16 protein-coding genes are annotated in these 17,994 nt (G+C 71.2%); 9 read left to right on the top strand and 7 right to left on the bottom strand.

The window, feature by feature from the left end; translation table 11 throughout:
• Positions 1-12: 12 nt before the first annotated feature.
• Entirely contained in the window at positions 13-510 is a 498-nt protein-coding gene (locus QRY02_RS15645) for a SigE family RNA polymerase sigma factor (protein ID WP_285992249.1), read from the bottom strand.
• A 228-nt stretch (positions 511-738) separates the two neighbouring features.
• Between QRY02_RS15645 and QRY02_RS15640 the strand changes: the two genes are divergently transcribed.
• The 3 genes from QRY02_RS15640 to QRY02_RS15630 are packed head-to-tail and all read left to right on the top strand — an operon-like array spanning position 739 to position 3,527.
• Positions 739-1,794, top strand: a complete 1,056-nt coding sequence (locus QRY02_RS15640) for a sugar ABC transporter substrate-binding protein (RefSeq protein ID WP_285992248.1) — start codon at positions 739-741, stop codon at positions 1,792-1,794.
• A 12-nt stretch (positions 1,795-1,806) separates the two neighbouring features.
• On the top strand, positions 1,807-2,775 hold the full coding sequence (locus QRY02_RS15635) for an ABC transporter permease (RefSeq protein WP_285992247.1): 969 nt from the start codon (positions 1,807-1,809) through the stop codon (positions 2,773-2,775).
• Positions 2,772-3,527, top strand: a complete 756-nt coding sequence (locus QRY02_RS15630) for an ATP-binding cassette domain-containing protein (RefSeq protein WP_285992246.1) — start codon at positions 2,772-2,774, stop codon at positions 3,525-3,527. Before QRY02_RS15635 ends, QRY02_RS15630 begins: the two co-directional genes overlap by 4 nt.
• Here QRY02_RS15630 and QRY02_RS15625 read toward each other — a convergent pair.
• On the bottom strand, positions 3,524-3,967 hold the full coding sequence (locus QRY02_RS15625) for a hypothetical protein (protein ID WP_285992245.1): 444 nt from the start codon (positions 3,965-3,967) through the stop codon (positions 3,524-3,526). The genes QRY02_RS15630 and QRY02_RS15625 overlap by 4 nt on opposite strands.
• A gap of 138 nt (positions 3,968-4,105) precedes the next feature.
• Between QRY02_RS15625 and QRY02_RS15620 the strand changes: the two genes are divergently transcribed.
• Complete coding sequence (locus QRY02_RS15620) at positions 4,106-5,122, top strand: pentapeptide repeat-containing protein (RefSeq protein WP_285992244.1); 1,017 nt, start codon at positions 4,106-4,108, stop codon at positions 5,120-5,122.
• 38 nt (positions 5,123-5,160) lie between these two features.
• Here the strand turns inward: QRY02_RS15620 and QRY02_RS15615 are convergent, their stop codons facing one another.
• The 4 genes from QRY02_RS15615 to QRY02_RS15600 all read right to left on the bottom strand — a co-directional run bounded on the left by QRY02_RS15615 (position 5,161) and on the right by QRY02_RS15600 (position 11,481).
• Positions 5,161-6,222, bottom strand: coding sequence for a hypothetical protein (locus QRY02_RS15615; RefSeq protein WP_285992243.1), 1,062 nt, complete (start codon positions 6,220-6,222; stop codon positions 5,161-5,163).
• A 239-nt stretch (positions 6,223-6,461) separates the two neighbouring features.
• Complete coding sequence (locus QRY02_RS15610; protein ID WP_285992242.1) at positions 6,462-9,719, bottom strand: S8 family serine peptidase; 3,258 nt, start codon at positions 9,717-9,719, stop codon at positions 6,462-6,464.
• A complete protein-coding gene (locus QRY02_RS15605) occupies positions 9,716-10,858 on the bottom strand; it encodes a CU044_5270 family protein (protein WP_285992241.1) in 1,143 nt (380 codons plus the stop codon). The genes QRY02_RS15610 and QRY02_RS15605 overlap by 4 nt, the downstream gene beginning before the upstream one ends.
• The gene (locus QRY02_RS15600) at positions 10,855-11,481 is read right to left on the bottom strand and encodes an RNA polymerase sigma factor (RefSeq protein ID WP_285992240.1); all 627 of its coding nucleotides are present in this window, start codon (positions 11,479-11,481) and stop codon (positions 10,855-10,857) included. Before QRY02_RS15600 ends, QRY02_RS15605 begins: the two co-directional genes overlap by 4 nt.
• 465 nt (positions 11,482-11,946) lie before the next feature.
• On the opposite strand from QRY02_RS15600, the gene QRY02_RS15595 reads away from it, so the two are divergent.
• The 5 genes from QRY02_RS15595 (at position 11,947) to QRY02_RS15575 (ending at position 17,525) form a co-directional block, all read left to right on the top strand.
• A complete protein-coding gene (locus tag QRY02_RS15595) occupies positions 11,947-12,138 on the top strand; it encodes a hypothetical protein (protein ID WP_285992239.1) in 192 nt (63 codons plus the stop codon).
• A 1-nt stretch (position 12,139) separates the two neighbouring features.
• A complete protein-coding gene (locus QRY02_RS15590; RefSeq protein WP_285992238.1) occupies positions 12,140-13,120 on the top strand; it encodes an MvdC/MvdD family ATP grasp protein in 981 nt (326 codons plus the stop codon).
• Positions 13,081-13,677, top strand: a complete 597-nt coding sequence (locus tag QRY02_RS15585) for a hypothetical protein (RefSeq protein WP_285992237.1) — start codon at positions 13,081-13,083, stop codon at positions 13,675-13,677. Before QRY02_RS15590 ends, QRY02_RS15585 begins: the two co-directional genes overlap by 40 nt.
• 85 nt (positions 13,678-13,762) lie before the next feature.
• Positions 13,763-16,786 carry a DEAD/DEAH box helicase gene (locus tag QRY02_RS15580; protein ID WP_285992236.1) on the top strand — a complete coding sequence of 1,008 codons (3,024 nt, stop codon included), beginning with the start codon at positions 13,763-13,765 and terminating at the stop codon, positions 16,784-16,786.
• The gene (locus QRY02_RS15575) at positions 16,779-17,525 is read left to right on the top strand and encodes an SWIM zinc finger family protein (protein WP_285992235.1); all 747 of its coding nucleotides are present in this window, start codon (positions 16,779-16,781) and stop codon (positions 17,523-17,525) included. Before QRY02_RS15580 ends, QRY02_RS15575 begins: the two co-directional genes overlap by 8 nt.
• 145 nt (positions 17,526-17,670) lie before the next feature.
• Here the strand turns inward: QRY02_RS15575 and QRY02_RS15570 are convergent, their stop codons facing one another.
• Positions 17,671-17,925, bottom strand: a complete 255-nt coding sequence (locus tag QRY02_RS15570) for a hypothetical protein (protein ID WP_285992234.1) — start codon at positions 17,923-17,925, stop codon at positions 17,671-17,673.
• Positions 17,926-17,994: the final 69 nt, after the last annotated feature.

The raw sequence follows: 17,994 nt of genomic DNA, 5'->3' as shown, positions 1-17,994 counted from the left end.
GCTTCGGGGCGGTCAGCACGCGACCCGCTTGCCGTCCGCGATCTGGACGCGGAGGACGCCGAGCCCCCGGGAAATGTGGCTGCGGACGGTTCCGACCGCGCACCCGAGCACCTCGGCGATCTCCCCGTCGTCGAGGTCTTCGTAGAAGCGCAGGACGATCGCGGCCCGCTGCGCCCGCGAGAGGCCGGTCAGCAGCCGGGCGAGCCGGTCGGCGTCGGCGATCCGGTCCGCGTGGTCGGGAACCGCCGCTTCGCCGAACTTCGTGACGTCCGGCGCGGTCTGCACCGAGCGCTGGTACCAGCGGCGTCGCCACGAGAGGTAGCCGTTGACCACCATCTTCCGCAGGTACAGATCCGGCCGGTCGGCCGCGGCCACCCGGCGCCACAGCTGGTGCGCGCGCACCAGCGCGTCCTGCACCACGTCCTGCGCCAGCTCGCGGTCGCCGGTCAGAACGGCCGCGAACCGCACCAGGTCGGGCAGCTGAGCACGCGCGAACTCTTCGAAGTGCACATCAAGTCAGATGCCGAGACCCCGGCACATTGTTGCACTCCTGCCGGAAATTCCCGGCGAGCCGGGTAGCGCTTCCGGAAACTCGGACGCCGGCGCAACAGATTGGCGAGCAGCCGCATCTTAAGTGTGTGCGGTTCGAAGGGGTCTCCCCGGGGGCCACGGCCCGGGGCTGAGCTGAATGGGGGTCGTCCGATGATGTCCGAACCAGGCGCCAGTTCCCGGAGAGCGGTGTTGAAGTACCTCGGCGCGGGCGGTGGCGTGGTGGCCGCGGGCGCCGCGCTGGCCGCGTGCACCGGCGTCCAGCAGGCCCAGAACGGCGGGCGTTCCGGGCCGTTCCCGGGCAATCCGGGGTGGCGGTTCGTGTTCGTCAACCACGTCACCACCAACTCCTTCTTCGTCCCGACCCGGTCCGGGCTCGCCGACGCGGCGGCGTTGCTCGGCGTGCCCGAGCCGCAGTGGACCGGCTCGGAAAACGGCAATGTCGCCCAGATGGCGAGCGCGATGGAAACCGCGATCAACAGCAAGGTCGACGGCATCGCCATCGCGCTGACCGACGACCACGCCTTCGTCGACCTCACCAAACGGGCGCTGGGCCAGGGCATCCCGGTGATCGCCTACAACGCCGGTGCGGCCGGCAACTACCCGCTCGCCTACGTCGGGCAAGACCTGTACCTGTCCGGATTCCGGATGGGACAGCGCATCGCGCAGAAGATCACCTCCGGGGACATCCTGGTCGGCATTTCCCAGCCGGGCGGCAACAACGTCCAGCCGCGGCTGGACGGCATCACCGACGCGCTGAAGCAGGCCGCGCCCGGCGTCCGCGTCCAGTCGGTGAACACCGGGGCCGAGCAGGCCGGCGAGCTGAACGCGATGACCGCCGCGTACACCGGGAACGCCGGAGCGAAGGGGATCTACGCGGTCGACGCCGGCAGCACCGCCGCGTGCGCGAAGCTGATCGCCGACCGCGGCCTTTCGGGCCGGGTCGGTGCCGGCGGATTCGACTTGCTCGACGACACGGTCGCCGGGGTCAAGGGCGGCGCGCTCGACTTCACCATCGACCAGTCCCCGTACCTGCAAGGGTTCTTGTCCGTGCTCTACCTCTACCTGTTCCGGCTGTCCGGCACGCTGGTCGCGCCGCCGGCCACCGACACCGGCCTCACGTTCGTCACCAAGGAGAACGTCGGCCCGTACGCGACGGCCCACAGCCGGTTCGAGGGCGGCGACAACAAGGACGTCATCGGGATGCCGGGCGCGATCCCGTTGCCGCCGGCGTCGGGCCGGTAGCGGGGAACGTCGATGAGACCGTTGCTGCTGGGCGTGATGCGGATCAAGGAACTCAGCATCCTGCTGGTCACGATCGCCGCCGGAAGCTACTTCACGGTGACCAGTGACGCGTTCAATTCCCTGGACAACTACCAGACGATCGCCCAGTACGTCGCGCCGTGGGCGATCATCGCCGCGGGGCAGGTGATGCTGCTGATCTGCGGCGAAATCGACCTCTCCGCCGGGTTCGTGTTCACCCTCGCCCCGTTCATGCTGATGCAGTTCTTCGTCAACGGCTGGCCGCTGTGGCTGGCCCTGCTCGGCGCGATCGTGGTGAGCACCCTGGTCGGATTGGTGAACGGACTGATCCGGACCCTGCTCGACATCCCGTCGTTCATCACCACCCTGGGGACGGCGTTCCTGTTGCAGGGCCTGGTCCTGATCATCTCCAACGCCCGCCCGGTCGGTGCGCCGAAGGACGGCTGGGTGGTCGCCGCCTTCGGGGGCACGCGCTGGACGGAGTTCCTGTGGGCGGCCGGGGTGGTCGTCGTGATGCAGGTGGTGCTCTCGGCGACCCGGTTCGGCATCCACACCCAAGCCACCGGCGGCAACCCGGTCGGCGCCGCGGAGTCCGGCATCGCGGTGAACCGCGTGAAGGTGGTCAACTTCGCGATCACCAGCACCCTGGCGGGGCTCGCCGGCATCCTGCAGGGCACCCGGGTCGGCTCGTACGACCCGACCAACGGCGGGTTCACCACGATGTTCTTCGCGGTCGCGTCGGCCGTGATCGGCGGCACGGCGCTGCTCGGCGGATCCGGCACGGTGGTCGGCGCGTTCCTCGGCGCGCTGCTGCTCGGCATCGTGTTCGACGGGTTCAACCTGACCGGGGTCAGCGCGAACGCGTTCAACCTGGTTCTCGGTGCCGCCATCCTGGTCGCGATGGTGCTCAACGTGACGCTGATCGTGGTGCGCAAGCGCGCCGGATCCCGGGAGCTGACATGACCGCCGACGTCATCCGGGTCGAGGGCGTCAGCAAGCAGTTCGGCCCGGTGACCGCGCTCGCCGACATCACCCTGCACGTGCGGCGCGGCGAGGTCCTCGGGCTCATCGGGGACAACGGCGCCGGGAAGTCGACGCTGATCAAGATCCTCACCGGCTACCACCAGCCCGACGGCGGCCGCATCCTGTTCGAAGGCGAGCCGACCACGCTGAGGTCCGTGGTGCACGCGAGGTCACTGGGCATCGAGACGGTGTTCCAGGACCTGGCGATGGTCGACGACCTGCCCGTCTACCTGAACCTGCACCTGAACCGCGAACTGACCCACCACCCGCTCCCGTTCCTGCGTCGCCGCGAAATGAAGCACCGCGCCCGCGAGGCCCTCGACTCGATCGGCATCAGGATCCCGTCGGTGACCGCCGAAGTGGGCATGCTGTCCGGAGGCCAGCGCCAGGCGATCGCGGTGGCCCGCTCGGTGTATTCGAAGGCGAAGCTGCTGCTGCTCGACGAGCCGCTCGCCGCGATGGGCGCGAAGGAAAGCGCGGTGATCCTGCGGTTGCTGCAGGAGCTGAAACGCCGCGGCGACATCGCGATCATCCTCATCGCCCACAACTACGGCCAGGTGATCGACGTCTGCGACCGGGTGAACCTGCTGCAGCACGGCAAGATCACCTTCGACCGCCCGGCCGCGGAGACGTCGGTGGCCGAGCTCCTCGACCTGGTGAACGCGGAATACCGCCTCGACGGACAGTCCTAGTGCCAGCCGAGCTCGGCCAGCTGGTGCGCGGCTTTGCCCGGCAGCCAGAAGCTCACCTTGTCCAACCGGCCCGACTCGGTCCGGAACTTGAAGCCGTAGCTGAACAGGCCACGCACCCGACGCAGGCCGATGACCTCGGCGCGGGCGATCCGGATCGGCATCAGGATCTGGACGCGCAGCTCGATCTGGTCTCGGCTGACCAGCAGGCTGGCGAACGGCCACGTCGCGCCCATGCCGTTCACCCGGGCCCCGCCCCGCAGGACGAGGTCGTAGTCCTCGTCCCGCAGCGCGATGATCCGGCGTGCGTACTCCGGCGCCGGAGGCGGTACCTGGCCGAGCCCTCCGCTCTTCTCCCGCCACCGGGTCCCGACGAACACCGTCGTCACCAGGAGTGCGCAGATCCCCAGCAGGACGATCCCCATTTCCGCACGAGGGCTCATCGGCGTTGTCCCAGCTCCACATCGTGCCGTCGGGCCTGGGGGGCGTAGCCGCCGGCGCGCTATCAAGTTCGCTGCTCAGGTCGGAAGTCTCCGCTATCCTAGTTGATTCGAGACCACGGCTGCCGTACTACTTGCGGCATGAGCCGACCGCGTGAATCGACGTCAGCAGGCCTCGTGTTCCGCGGCCAGCGACCTGCCCGTGTCTCTCCACGGTCACTTTTCCTGCACGTCGGGCTCCTGTTGCTGCTCGCGACCGCGGTCGCCGTCGGGTTCGGCACGCTGCTGTGGCTCGGGCTGGGCAGTCCGAACGTCACGGCCCCTTCGACTCCGACCACCGGCAGGACGACAGCACCACCCGCGCTGACCGCAGGCGAACGATTGGAAGCCTTGAAGGTCATCCTCGCCGTCGTGGCCGGGATCGGCGCGGTCGTCGCATTGACCGTCGCCTACCGCAAGCAGCGCGATGCGGAGCTGGCCGAATACCGCGAGGACGCGAAGGCTTACGCCGACCGCTTCGGCAAGGCGGCCGACCAGCTGGGCAACGCGGAATACGTGGTGCGGACCGGAGGTGTCTACGCGCTGGCGGAGCTGGCCGACGAGTGGATCGACGGCAGGCAGACGTGCATTGATCTCCTCTGCGCGTATCTGCGGATGCCCTACGTCGCCGACACGGCTTCCGCCGACTACTCCGACGGCAACCGTGAAGTCCGTCGCATCATCATCCGCGTGATCCGCAACCATCTCCGTGACGACTGGAGCGCCGTGTCATGGCGGGGCTACCGATTCAGCTTCGAAGGCGCGGTCTTCGACTGCGGAGATTTCTCGAAGGCTCATTTCCGGGGCGGGAACGTCACATTCCACAAGGCGCGTTTCGTGGCAGGACACGTCGAGTTCAACGACGTCGAGTTCGAGGGCACCCCGGTCTGGTTCAGCGGGGTCGAATTCGCCGGCGCGTTCGTCGATTTCCGCCGAGCAACCTTCGCGGGCACCACGACCTCGTTCAAGGGAGCCGTGTTCTCGGCAGGCCGAGTCGAGTTCGACGACGCACATTTCTCCGCCGGAAAAGTCGACTTCGACGGTGTCACGCACACCGGTGGAACCGTGGGGTGGGGCCCGTTCCCCGAACCCTCTGCCTCGACGCACCCTGCTCCATAGCGGACGGTTCGTTTCGGTCGCGGCGCCGTAATCCTGTTCTACCTTGCCCCCGTGGACCACCGGACCGCGTGAGTGTGGCCGTCCGCTGTGGTGGCGTAGCCCGCTGCCTGTCCGTTGTCGCTGACAGCAGTGGCGTTGGCGTCCTTGCCGTCCGCAAGCGGGGCCAGTGGCGAGACCGTGCCGTCGGTGTCCCACCGCGCGGCGTGCCCGGTGTTGCCCGAGGTGAACGACTTGCCGACCATCACCCCGGAGGCCGCGATGCCTGACGCCCAGCTGGTGGCATCCCCGGGCAACGGGTTCAGCAGGGTGATGACTCCGGCGCTGTCCCAGCGCGCGACGCGAGAGGTGTCCGTCGTCTCGTAGCCGGCGACCACGCCGTCGTCGTCGATCGCGGTGGCGATGCTGGTCGACGAGCCGGACCCGATGCCGAGCGTGGCGATGGTGCCGTCCGGGGCCCACTGCACGGCCCTGGTGCCGGGGCAGCAACCGTAGGAGTAACCGACGATCGCGCCGGTGTCGTTGATCGAGTTCGCCTGACTGCTGTGCTGGCCGGGAAGGGTACCGAGGTTGTCGATGGTGCCGTCGACGTTCCACCGCACCGCGTGCCGGACGCCGTCCGGCTGCTGGGAGTAGCCGACGACGACGCCGGCGGAGTTGATCCCGCGTGCCTCGCTGGCGATGTCACCGGGCAGCGTGCCCAGGTCGTCGATCGTGCCGTCGAGGTTCCAGCGCACGGCGTGGGTGTGGAAGTTGTACTCCGCGTCCCGCATGCTGCCGCTGCCGGCGACGACACCGGCGTCGTTGATGGCCTGCGCCGTGCTGCTCACTCCGGTGGGCAGCATCCCGAGGTCGTTGATGGTGCCGTCCGGGTTCCAGCGTGCAGCGTGGTTGCCGAGGCCGACCGAGGACTCGCCGACGACGGTTCCACTCGAGTTGATCGCGAAGGCGAAGCTGTAGCTGCCGCCCGGCAGGACGCCGAGGTCGGTGATCTGCGTGGTGGCCGTGGCCGGCGCCGGAAGGACGACAGTGCCCGCCAGTAACGTGACGAGGCTGCCGGCCGCCAGGATGCCGACGCGCGAAAGTACTCGTGGACGTGCCATGGACGATCCCCCCAGACGTGACGCGTGCCGCTTGCCCGCACGCGGTTTCGTTGCACACCAAGTCAAACGGTAACCAGTCGCAGGGGCAATCCGTCATTCGCCGTAACGCGATTTGGCCCTCGTCGGTGACCTTGCCCCGGCGGCCTGACCGTTCAGCCGCCGCCGGCAGGTGGCACCGGACGCGCCGAACAGTGCGGTGGGCAGGCGGTTCCAGCCGATGCCGGCCTGCTGCGCGAGTGCTACCTCAAGCGGTAGGCACGGATGATGGTCTGGGCGACCGTGTTCCCCTTCCGGTCCGCCGCCGTTGCCTTGAACGACACGAACGCGCCCTGAGCCGGGTGCCACAGCTGGGCGAGCCAATGGTCGCCGGCGCGCAGGAGCGGTGCCGGCAGCCAGGTCTTCCCGTCGTCGTAGGACACCTGGACCACCGGCTCCGTCAGCGCGGCCTGCTGGTCGGTGTGCTGGAGGTACACCGGTACCAGGAAGCCGGTGCCGGCCGGGGCCTGGTTCCGGTCGTCCAGCGCGGGCGCGAACCGCACGGCCATCAGCGGCAGCGGTTCGGCTCCGGCGCCCGCGACGTGCCCGGACCGGAAGGTCCAGTCGGCGCTGACCGTGGTGGACAGATCCGCCGGACCGTTGCGGACGGACTCGGTGTGCAGCCGGTAGGCGGCTTCTTCCGGCGGCAGCGTGAATTCGCTGCGGCCGGCCCACGGGTACCCGGCGAGCTGCCGGCCGTCACGGTAGAGCGCGGTGGTGCCCGACTCCGCGTTCGCCGCCTGGCCGTAGTGGCCTTCGCCCCGGTCGCTCAGCAACCACAGGTCGAAGTCCGCCGTGTCGCCCAGCCGGCTCGCCCACTTCGCGGGATCACCCGGGTACTGCGGGAACGACGGCCCGAAGACCCCCGAGTTCCACCGTTCGACCACGGACCGACCACGCCGGTACGTCTTCGGCACGCTCTGGGCGGAGGTCTGGTACTCGTCGCCCGTGGACTGGTCGAAGTAGCTCTCCCACGGCGTGTCCGGGCTGTAGTACTCCTGGAGCGTGAAGGGAAGGGCGGCCGTCACCATCGAGTCTCGGGTGCCCGTTTGACCGGGACCGGTGCTCGAGTGCTCCGACCGCACGGAAGCCAGGTCGCGATCGGCGAAGCGCCGCACCAGCCCGGTGGGCACCTTGCCCTGCTCGGACCACCGGAGGTGGTAGAGGTACGGGCTGTTGCCGAAGCCGCCTTGCCCGTCGGGCCGGGCGAGGAGCGCTTCCGCGGTGTAGGTGAAGCCCTTCGCCGTCGTCGTCGAGGGACGTACCCACGTCCGGCCGAACGCCCCGGAGTTCCGGGCCCACGTCGTGCCGGTCGGGATGGCGCGTTCGAAGGTCAAGGTCGACTCCCCGTCCGCGGCATCGGGGCGATCGACGACCATCCCGGCGGGCTCGGCCGTTCGCGCGTCGAACGTCAGCTCCCCGTCCGCCTGCACGGTGATCTCGGGTTCGGGGAAGTGCGCGGCGATCAGTTCACCGGCGGCGTTCCGCCCGAAGACGTCGGTCAGGAGGAAGTAGCGGCCTCGTGGCAGGCGGACCACCGCCGAGGAGACACCCCCGAGGTTTCCGGAGTAGCCCTGGGGGCGATCGAGGTCGACGAACCAGTAGTTGTTGCTCCGGGCCGCGGGATTGCCCTGCCAGTCGACGAAGGTCAGCTTGACGTCGTAGCTCTCCGCCTCACGCTGGACCCCGACCGGCGTCCGCACCGTGCTGCCGGCACCGACGGCGACGAGGACCCCGCCGTAGGTCCCGTCCGGGCTGTCGACTGCGGTGTCAGCGGCGAACGTGGCCGCGGCCTCTCCGCCGGCGGGCACCGTCAGCCGGCTGGGGGAGACGGTGAACATCCCGTCCGGAGCCCTCTTGCCCGTGCTGTCGCGGACATCGGTGCCCAGGTCCAGGGTGACCGGCACGGACCCGCTGTTCTGGTAGGTGACGGTGGCGGTCAGCGGCCGATCGTCGGTGTGCGGCCACCGCGCCACCCCGAGGGAAAGACTGCCCGGGGCGGCCTGCACCGGCTGGCCGGCTGCCCGGGCGACGTCGACCCGGCCCGCGCCCTGCTGGTAGACCGACAGGCCGTCACGGGGCTTCGCGCTGTTCATCAATCCCGACTTCAACCGGGCGGCGGGCCAGTCCGGGTGCTCGCCCGCGAGCAGCGCGGCCGCGCCGGCCACGTGGGGAACCGCCATCGACGTGCCGGACAGCGAGACGTACTTCTCCGCCGCCGGCGTGCCGATCCGCCCGTTCGCCGCGCGGGCGGCGACGATGGCGACCCCGGGTGCGGTCAGATCGGGCTTGATCGCTCCATCACCCGGCCGCGGGCCGCGGCTCGAAAAATCGGCCAGCTCGTCCTCACGGTCCACCGCCCCGACGGTCAGGGCCGCGTCGGCGATTCCCGGGCTGGTGAGGGCCCCGTTCGGGCCGTTGTTCCCGGCGGCGACGACGAACAACGCGCCTGACTGCGCCGTCAGGCGGTTCACCGCGGCCGAGAGCAGATCCCCGCCCTTGCCCCCGCCGGCCGGCCCGCCGAGGCTCATGGTGACGATCTTGGCGCCGGCCGCGGCCGCCCACTCCATCCCCGCGATGATCCCGGATTCGGTGCCGTCACCGCTGTCGTCGAGCACCTTGCCCACCAGCAGCCGGGTATCGGGCGCGACCCCCTGGTACGCACCGCCGGACGCGGCGCCACTGCCGGTGACGATCGACGCGACGTGCGTGCCGTGCCCGTACCTGTCGTCGGTGCCGCCGGGGCTGCCGGTGAAGTCGCGGGCGCCGGCGACCGCGTCCGCCAGATCCGGGTGGCCGGCATCGATCCCGCTGTCGAGCACCGCCACCGTCGTCCCGGCGCCGGTGTACCCGGCTCGCCACGCCTGTGGAGCGCCGATCTGGGGCACGCTGTGGTCGAGATCGGCCCGCACTGGGCCGTCGAGGGAGACACGCCGGACGTCGGCGGGCCGCGAACGCACGTCCGCCCACACCGCCGAGACGGACTTCTTGTCCGCCCGTACCGCCGTCCCGTCGACGCTGGGCAGGACGTGGGCGCCGGTGGTCGCGGCGAGGGGCCGGGCGAGCCCGGCCCGGTCACTGCTGCGGGTGACGATCAGCGGCACGTCTTTCCTGGCGCTGTCGTCGTAGCCGTTGCCGACGAGCAGCGAGATGTCGAACAGCCGGCTGTCGAGCTGTCCCGCGTCGATCAGCTCCCGGGCGTCGTCCGGCACGACGGTGACGTCGCCGCGCTCGTCGAGCCGTTGCCGGAAGCCGATGTTCTCGCGGCCGGGAGCACGGCGCACCCGGACCTGGTCACGCCCGGTGAGCGTCACCTGATCACCGGTGACGAGGGTGACCGTGCGGCCGGCGGGTGGCGGCCCGGCTTCGGCGGCGGCGATCGCCGCCGCCGCGGGCGAGACCAGCGTGGACAGTGTCAGCGCCACCGTCATGGCGGCGAACCGGAATCGTCCCGTCGTCACGAGGTCGCCCCCACCGCGTCGACCACGAGCTGGTCGTTGGTGGACCAGCCGAGCACCGTGCCGGCCGGCACCCCGGCGCGGCCGGCCGCGACCGTCCTGGTGCCGAGAACCCGGGAGCTCACCGGGTCGAGGATGATTTCCGTGCGGACGCCCTCGTCGGTGCGCCCGACGGCCACCCCGCCGCGGCCGGCGAAATCGATCTGCCCGGGCGTCCGCTCGATGCCCGGCAACAGGGCGATGGCCTGGTACAGCGCCGTGCGCACGCCGGGGGGCAGCAGCGCGTCCGCCCTGGCCGCGAAGGACACGGCGGTCTTGTACGTGAGGTAGTCGTCGCTGTGCTTCGGGTTCGAGCCCGCCGCCGCGCGGAACACGTCGAGCAGCCGCCGGGGGTCGGTGGGCAGGTTCGCCACCCAGGACAACGTCGGGTGGCCCACGCCCGGTTCGGTGGCAGCGGGCGGTTCTGCGCGCTTCGGATCGCCGTGGGCATCCGGATCCGGGAACACGAGCGTGTGCGGGGTGGGCAGGGCCCGGCCCCGCTCGGCGAGCTTCCGCGCATCCTGGTCGGTCAACGGACGGGCGTCGATGTCGGTCGTCGTCTTGCGGCGCACCGTCCGCAGGCCGTCCGCGGCCAGCCACAGCTCGGACTCGGACGCGGACCGCACCCGGGCCACGTCCTCGTCCCCGTACTCGGTGAATTGCCCGTCCGGGCCCCGGTTGAGGACGATTTCGTTGACGATCTGCCCGCGGTCGTGCGAGTACACGAACTGATCGGCGCGGATCGACAGCGGCCGGAGCCCCGAGGTGTGCGCGGCGAGGACCACCAGGGTGTCCCGCGCCGACGTCTCCGCCCCGACGAGTGGCGCGGGAGCAGCCGGGCTGACGGCGCCCGGCGGGGTCGTGCGTCCCGCGGGCAGCACCGCGACCGCGGTGATCCCGGCCCCGGCGACCACGGTGACCACGGCGGCGGCCAGCGCGAGGCCACCGTGGCGGGGCGTCCGCCGCGTGACCCGGGAGTGCAGCTGGCCGAAGGCGCGGGCACGCATCCGGGCCAGGCTTTCGGCGGACAGTTCGGGAGCCGGGAAAGCGGAACGAAGCAGTTCGAGGTCGCGGCTGTCGCCGGGGGCTTGCTGCTGGGTCATCGGATCGTCTCTCCGGGAGCCTGGGGACGGGCGTGGTCGGGCAGGGCGGCCTGCAAGCGTTTCCTCGCGCGGTGCAGGGTCGAGCGCACCGTGCCGACCGGTACGGAGAGCGCGGTCGCGATCTCCTCGTAGCCGAGGTCCGCCAACGCGTAGAGCAGCAGCACGTCCCGTTGCCTGCGGGGCATCTCGGCGAGGATCCCGGTGATCAGCCGCGCGTAACCGCCGGCGTGGATCCGGTTGATCGCCTGTTGCGCGGGGTCGTCGGAACTGACGTCGGTGCCGCCCGCCCGGGCCATCGTCCGGTACCGCGTCGACTCCTGCCGGTGGCGGCGCCGGACCACGTTGGTCGCGATGCCGTACAGCCACGGCAGTGCCCCGGAGTGGCTGGGGTCGTAGCGGTCACGCTGCCGGAAGGCCAGGCAGAACGTCTCGGAGACCAGGTCTTCGGCGACCTCCGGTCCGACTCTGGCGGCACAGTACCGATGCAGCGGGCGGGCGTGCCGGTCGAACAGCACACCGAAGGTCTCGGCATCGCCGGCGATCAGCTCGGCATCGGTGACGTCCGCGACGGGACCGGCCGGCGGCAACCGGTCGTTCCCCCTTGCGGACCGCAGTGGTGTCATGCTCCCTTTTTGCCGTCCCGGCCGGTTTCAGTTCCACCTCACCGAGGACCGGGCTTGGCCGTGGTGGCTCCGGCCAGCTGTGCGCGCACGGAGGGTGCTACGGCAACAGCGCCTCGAGCGCGACCGACAGCCCTGCTCCTTTGGCGTGGCGAACTCGCGGGCCCGCTTCCCGGTTGCCCCAGTACTTCGCCCTGCGGCCGCCCGCGCGTCGCGTTTCGGTCGCGGGGACCGACTTCGTCACCTGGCGGAGAAGCCTCCGTTTCGGGGTGACCTTGCTTTCGGCTGCCACTCGCCTGGCGTATCGGCGCAACCGCGCCAAGTCGAGAGTCGTCCAGTCGTACTGGCGTGCACCGCTGTTGTCCGTCGGATCCTCAGCCGCACGACACCGATCGCCGCCCGCGCTGTAACGGTGGTCGGTGCCCCGGCGATTCTGCCGCGAAGGGGACAGCCGACAAGGGGAGCATGATGCCTGCCAGCCCGCTCGACATCCTGCGTGACTCCGGACCGGCGTTCGCCGGTCTCGCCGAGGTCCGCCCGGCCGCGGAGCCGGGGCACTACTCGGCCGACTTGCAAGTGTGGGTGCACGGGGGCCGGCCTGTGGCGCAGTCCGCGCTCAGCCACCTGAAGACCGACACGATCGAGGGGAACGAAGACTGAAATGCCGCCCCCGGCGGTGTACCTGATCAGCCGGACGACGGACCGGGCCGACGACCTCGTCGCCCTCGAGCTGCGCCGTCGTGCCGTGCCGTTCCGGCGATTCAACGTCGATCTCTTCCCGCAGCACGCGTCCGTCGCCTTCGATCCCGTCGCCGGGACGTTGACACTGGACGGCCAGGACGCGTCCACGCTGCTGTGCGGCGAAGCGCGGGTGTGGTGCCGCGGGCTCCGGTTCCCCAGACCGGCCGGCGACGACACGACCCGGTACGTCCTCGATGAGTCCGCCGACCTTTTGACCGGCGTCTTCGCCTGTTCGCCGCCCGCGAAGTGGCTCAACCACCCGGACGCGGTCACCGCGGCGTCCAACAAGGCCCGGCAGCTCCGGCTGGCGGCCCAGCTCGGCTTCCCGGTTCCGGCGACGGTGCTGACCAACGACCTGCGGACCGTCGGCGCCCACCACCTGGCCCACCCGGCATCGGTGAGCAAACCGGTCACCGGCCGGCTGTTCACCGTCGACGGACGTCCCGTGTCGGTGTACACGGCCCCCTTGACCGGTTCCGGCGCCGAGAGGGCCGCGAAAACGGCGCCGTTCTGCGCCCAGGAACGCTTGACCGGCGAAGACGTGCGGGTGACCGTCATCGGCAGCCGGTGCCACGCGGTGGCGATCGCCACCCGATCGGACACAGTGGACTGGCGGCTTGCCCGGGACGAGGACGTCGAGTACCGGGAGATCACGCTGCCGCCGGACGTCCGGGACTTCGTGCTCGACCTGGCCGGCGCATTCGGCCTGCGGTACGCGGCGGTCGACCTCTTCCGCGCGGAAGACCGCTACCACTTCCTGGAAGTCAACCCGGGCGGGCAGTGGGCCTGGCTGGAACACGCGTGCGGCACCCCGCTCACCCGCCTGATCGTCGACGAACTGCTCGGCGAGGAGGTGCACGCATGGCCCGGCTCGCGCCGATCACGCTGCTCCGGCAGGTAGTGCCGGTGCCGCGGAAGGACCGCGTGATCAATCCGCCGCACCTGTTCGAGCGCTACGAGACACGGATCGCCGAACTCCGTGACGATCCGCGGATCCCGGACAGCGAACTCCTCGAACAGGCGCGGAAGATGTGGGCCGACCAGGAGACGCGGCTGTCTTCGATCGACAGCCGCGCGGGCCAGCTGATGGCCGCGGCCGGCATCGCCGCCTCGCTGACGACCACCGCCGTCGGGCAGAAGGGCCTCTTCGGGGTGGGTGTCGGGAACCCGCTGCTCGTCATCGCCTACCTCCTGGCCCTGGCGTACTTCGCGTACTGCATCCTGGTCGCGCTACGCGTGCACGGACGGCGACGACGCCACAAGATCGGTCCGGACGAGCTGGTTCCCTCCGTGGGAGCGTCCTACTCGCGGCACCTGGCCGTCGAACTGCTGGCATCCCTGGTCAAGAACTACCAGAGTGACAACCGCCAGGTCGAGGCGCTGCACATGGCGCAATGGGCGTTCCGCAATGCCGTGATCCTGCTCGTGTTCGGCGGGATCACGGCCGTCTGGCGGTGATCGGTGCCTGGTCTCGGCGTCGGCCTCCGCGTCGCCCGTGCGACCATCTGCGGAGGACCCGGACCGGACGAAGGAGCCCCAGACCTTGCCCTTGGTGCACGCTCTGTGGTCTCCGGGCCGGGGGCTGCTGCTCTGGGCGGAGCGCGACCGAGGCCCGGCCGGCACGGCGAGCCGTTCGGCGCGGATCGCGCTTCCGCATCCGTTCGCGGTCTCCAGCACGCAGCTGACCGCTCTGCATCCCGGCAAGCCCACGTCGGCGACCTTGCTGCTGCCGTCGCGGGCGAACCGGCCGCTGGCCTCCTCCGAGCCGGCGGGTGGTAAACGGCGGGTGCTGTCGCTGCGGCCGTGGTCGGTGCCGGCCTTGATCGTGGACGCGAGCGAACTGGAGGACCTCGACGACTCGGCCTCGTACGGTTCTTCCGTCACCTACCTGCGGGCGGTGGCCCGCCTGGCCGGGGACCTGGTGCGGCGCGGGCGGGTGCTGCCGACGCTCCTCCGCCGGGGCGACGCGGCGGAGGCCCGGTGGCGCCCGGTGCTGCAGGGCGTGGATTTCGTCGCGTTCGACGCGCTGGTCGCCGCGATGCCGCCGGTCGGGCGGGCCGAACAGATCGCGCCGCTCACCGGGGCCTCGCCGCGCGCGCTCGTCACCGATGCCCTCCACGCCCTGGTCGACGCCGCGGTCCGGGACCGGCTGGCGCGCGCGGATCCGCCCGTCGACCTGCGCGGGGGCGGGGACGCGGCCGCGGTGTGGCTCTCCGCTTTGCAAGGCGGCGTTCCGCGCGTCGAGCTGCCGCTGGCCGAGCTCGGTGTCCTGGCCGGCGCCGTCGCGAAGTGGGACGAGGTCGCCGATACCGCCGATGCCGCTGTCGTCGACGGCCGGGCGTGCTTCCGGCTGGCCGAGGTCACCACCCTGCGTCGACCGGCCGAGGACGATCCCGACGACCAGACCGGCGACGGCACGAAGTGGCAGCTGCAGTTCCTGCTGCGGGCGACCGCCGACGCCAGCTTGCTGCTGTCGGCGGGGCAGATCTGGTCGGGCGAGGCGAACGGGCTGGTCAGGGACCCGAAAGGGCTGTTCGTCGCCGAACTGGGCCGGGCCGCGCTGGTGGAACCGATGCTCGCGCCGGCCTTGCGCCGGACCCAGCCGTCCGAATACGACCTGACCGTCGAGGAGGCCGAGCGGTTCCTCACCTCGGGCGCGACCCGGCTGGTCGAGGCCGGGTTCGAGGTGCAGCTTCCGGCCACCTGGGACGGCCGGCGCCGGCTCGGGCTGCGGCTGTCCGTCCGCAGCACGCCGTCGGAGCAGGTCGTCACCCGCAGCCGGGTGGGCCGCGACGAGCTGGGCGGGTTCCGCTGGTCGATCGCGGTGGGCGACGACGAGATCGGCGAGGAAGAGCTGGCGAAGCTCGTCGCGGCGAAGACTTCGCTGGTGCGGCTGCGGGGCCGGTGGATCAGCGTCGACGCCGACCGGCTCCGCGCCGGTCTCGAGTTCCTGCGCCGCGACCCGGACCGGCACACCCGGCCCCCGGCCGCGGCCGAGCTGCTGGAGCTCGCCCACCTCGAGGGGGAGACGCCGCTCCCGGTCACCGGCGTCAGCGCCGGCGGCTGGGTCGGGGACGTCCTGGCCGGGCGGGTCCAGCAGGAACTGCGGCCGGTCGGGCTGCCGCCGTCGTTCCGCGCCACGCTGCGCCCCTACCAGCAGCGGGGGGTCGCCTGGCTGGCGTTCATGTCGGCGCTGGGACTCGGTGCGTGCCTGGCCGACGACATGGGCCTCGGCAAGACCGTCCAGACGCTGGCGCTCGAGGCGCTCGAGCGGGCCGAGGACGATCGCCGCCCGACGCTGGTGCTGTGCCCGATGTCGCTGGTCGGCATGTGGCAGCGCGAGGCGGCGACCTTCGCCCCGGGCCTGCGTGTCCACGCCCACCACGGCAGCGCCCGCGCGCACGGGGACGCGCTCGCCGCGCAGATCGCCGCGGCCGACCTCGTCGTCACGACCTACGCCACCGCCGCCCGTGACGCCGGCGAACTCGAGACGTTCGCCTGGCGACGGCTGGTGCTCGACGAAGCGCACGCCATCAAGAACGCCGACACGGCGACGGCCAAGGCGGTGCGGCGGTTCACGGCCGAGCACCGGCTCGCACTGACCGGCACCCCGGTCGAAAACCGGCTGGCGGACCTGTGGTCGATCCTGGACCTGCTCAACCCCGGATTGCTCGGCAGCAGGTTCGAGTTCCGCCGGCGGTTCGCGGCCCCGATCGAGCGCCGCGGGGACACCGCCACCGCCGCCGACCTGCGCCGGCTCACGCAGCCGTACCTGCTGCGCCGGGTGAAGACGGACCCCGCGATCGTCCCGGAGCTGCCGGCAAAGCTCGAAATCCGGCAGGAGTACCGGCTCACCCGCGAACAGGGCACGCTGTACTGCGCGATCGTCGACGAAATGATGAAGAAGATCGAGAACAGCCAGGGCATCAAACGCCGTGGCCACATCCTCGCCGCGATCACGAAGCTCAAGCAGGTCTGCAACCACCCCGCGCACCTGCTGCACGACGGGTCCCCGATCGGGCAGCGCTCCGGCAAGGTCAACCGCCTCGAAGAGATCCTGGCGGAAATCCTGGCGGCGGGCGATCGGGTGCTGTGCTTCACGCAGTACACCGAATTCGGTCACCTGCTCGTGCCCCATTTGTCGGACCGGCTCGGCGCCGAAGTCGCGTTTTTGCACGGCGGCTTGGGAAAAGGGGCGCGAGACGCGATCGTGGAACGCTTCCAAGCCGGCGACGGGCCGCGGATCCTCCTGCTTTCGCTCAAGGCCGGCGGCTCCGGGCTCACGCTGACCGCCGCCGGCCAGGTCCTGCACCTGGACCGCTGGTGGAACCCGGCGGTGGAGAACCAGGCCACCGACCGGGCGTTCCGGATCGGGCAGCACCGCACCGTCCAGGTCCGGAAGTTCGTCTGCCCGGGCACCATCGAGGACCGCATCGACACCCTGATCACCCGGAAACGCGCGCTCGCGGGCATGGTCGTCGGCGAGGGGGAAAGCCGGTTCACCGAACTGTCCACGGACGCGCTGCGCGGGGTGCTCACCCTGGGGGAGGAGGCGATCGATGACTGAGCCGCTCCCGTGGTGGCCGGCCCGGTTCATCCGGGCGTTGACGGCGATCGGTGTCCTCCTGCCCGCCGAGGGCCGGGGACGCGTCGTGTCCTTGGAGGTCGGCGCGGGCCGCGTCGAAGCCGAGGTGCGGGACGACCACCCGCACCAGGTGAGAATCGGGCTGACGGCGTTCGGGAAGACGGACTGGGCGGCGATCACCCACGCGCTGGCCGCGAAAGCGTCGTCCACGGTCCTGCTGCTCAGCGGCGAGCTGCCCCGCGACGTCGAAGAGATCTTCAAGGCGGTCCGGCTGCCGCTGTTCCCGTCGTCGGCGCGGGAGGTGTCCCTGGACTGCACCTGCCCGGACGCCGAGGTGCCGTGCGGCCACTTGAACGCGGTGTTCTCCGCGCTCGTGGCGCGGGTCGCCGACGACCCGTTCACCATCCTGGCTCTGCGCGGCCGGAACCGCGAAACGCTGCTCGAGGAGCTGAAGAACCGGCTCATCGCGGCCGAGCCGCTCGATCCCGGCGACCGGTCTCCGGCCCTGACCGAGGTCATGGACACGTTCTTCGACTGCGGTCAGGCCCCGGGCCTGCCCGGCGCGGCGCCGTTGCACGGGCCTCGGACGTCGGTCGACGCGCTCCTGGACCAGGCCCCGCCGTTCGCGATCACGGCGGGCGGCGAAGACGTCGCCGAGCTGCTCCGGCCGGCGTACCGGGCACTCGCCGGCGAGCACGGCACCGAGGGGCCGGCTCAGTAGGCGGCTGCGGGCGGGGCGCCGCCGTCGTCCCGGTGGCGGAACCGGCCGGCGAGACCTGGATCGCCGGGGCAGGCCCGGGCGGCAAACCCCAGTTCCGGGCCTGAGCCACGCTCGTCGATCCGGTCATCGGCCACGTCGGGCGGGACTATCGGCGGGTGCGGCGTCCCGACGGGTCGCTCGTCCGCGCGTTCGCCGCCCGGGGTCCTCGTTGCGGACCGGGGAACGTTTCGGTGTCGGAGACCGGCTCGGCCGGGTACACCGGCTGGAGGAACAGGCTGCCGTACCGCTGGTCCTGGGGCGCGGTGAGCGCTTCGGGCCGGGGCTCTTCGGCGACGGGGTGGCTGAACAGCGCACTGTCCACAGTGGAAGTGGTGATCGGGGATCCTTTCGTGGCCGCCACCGGGTGGTGGCGTGGTTCAGAAGGGTGGGCCGCACAGGGGCAGCCGGTGATTCCGCGAGTGGGGTGGTG

Origin of the sequence: Amycolatopsis sp. DG1A-15b (assembly GCF_030285645.1) — a bacterium.
Lineage (GTDB): Bacteria > Actinomycetota > Actinomycetes > Mycobacteriales > Pseudonocardiaceae > Amycolatopsis.
The sequence above is the reverse complement of the archived record's forward strand: the minus strand, read 5'-3'. Positions and strand labels throughout refer to the sequence as shown.

Bases quoted from the DNA above. Each gene is read 5' to 3' on its own strand.
- QRY02_RS15615 (WP_285992243.1), bottom strand. From the start codon at position 6,222: ATGGCACGTCCACGAGTACTTTCGCGCGTCGGCATCCTGGCGGCCGGC.
- QRY02_RS15590 (WP_285992238.1), top strand. From the start codon at position 12,140: ATGCCGCCCCCGGCGGTGTACCTGATCAGCCGGACGACGGACCGGGCC.
- QRY02_RS15630 (WP_285992246.1), top strand. From the start codon at position 2,772: ATGACCGCCGACGTCATCCGGGTCGAGGGCGTCAGCAAGCAGTTCGGC.
- QRY02_RS15625 (WP_285992245.1), bottom strand. From the start codon at position 3,967: ATGAGCCCTCGTGCGGAAATGGGGATCGTCCTGCTGGGGATCTGCGCA.
- QRY02_RS15585 (WP_285992237.1), top strand. From the start codon at position 13,081: ATGGCCCGGCTCGCGCCGATCACGCTGCTCCGGCAGGTAGTGCCGGTG.
- QRY02_RS15605 (WP_285992241.1), bottom strand. From the start codon at position 10,858: ATGACCCAGCAGCAAGCCCCCGGCGACAGCCGCGACCTCGAACTGCTT.
- QRY02_RS15635 (WP_285992247.1), top strand. From the start codon at position 1,807: ATGAGACCGTTGCTGCTGGGCGTGATGCGGATCAAGGAACTCAGCATC.
- QRY02_RS15620 (WP_285992244.1), top strand. From the start codon at position 4,106: ATGAGCCGACCGCGTGAATCGACGTCAGCAGGCCTCGTGTTCCGCGGC.
- QRY02_RS15575 (WP_285992235.1), top strand. From the start codon at position 16,779: ATGACTGAGCCGCTCCCGTGGTGGCCGGCCCGGTTCATCCGGGCGTTG.
- QRY02_RS15595 (WP_285992239.1), top strand. From the start codon at position 11,947: ATGCCTGCCAGCCCGCTCGACATCCTGCGTGACTCCGGACCGGCGTTC.
- QRY02_RS15600 (WP_285992240.1), bottom strand. From the start codon at position 11,481: ATGACACCACTGCGGTCCGCAAGGGGGAACGACCGGTTGCCGCCGGCC.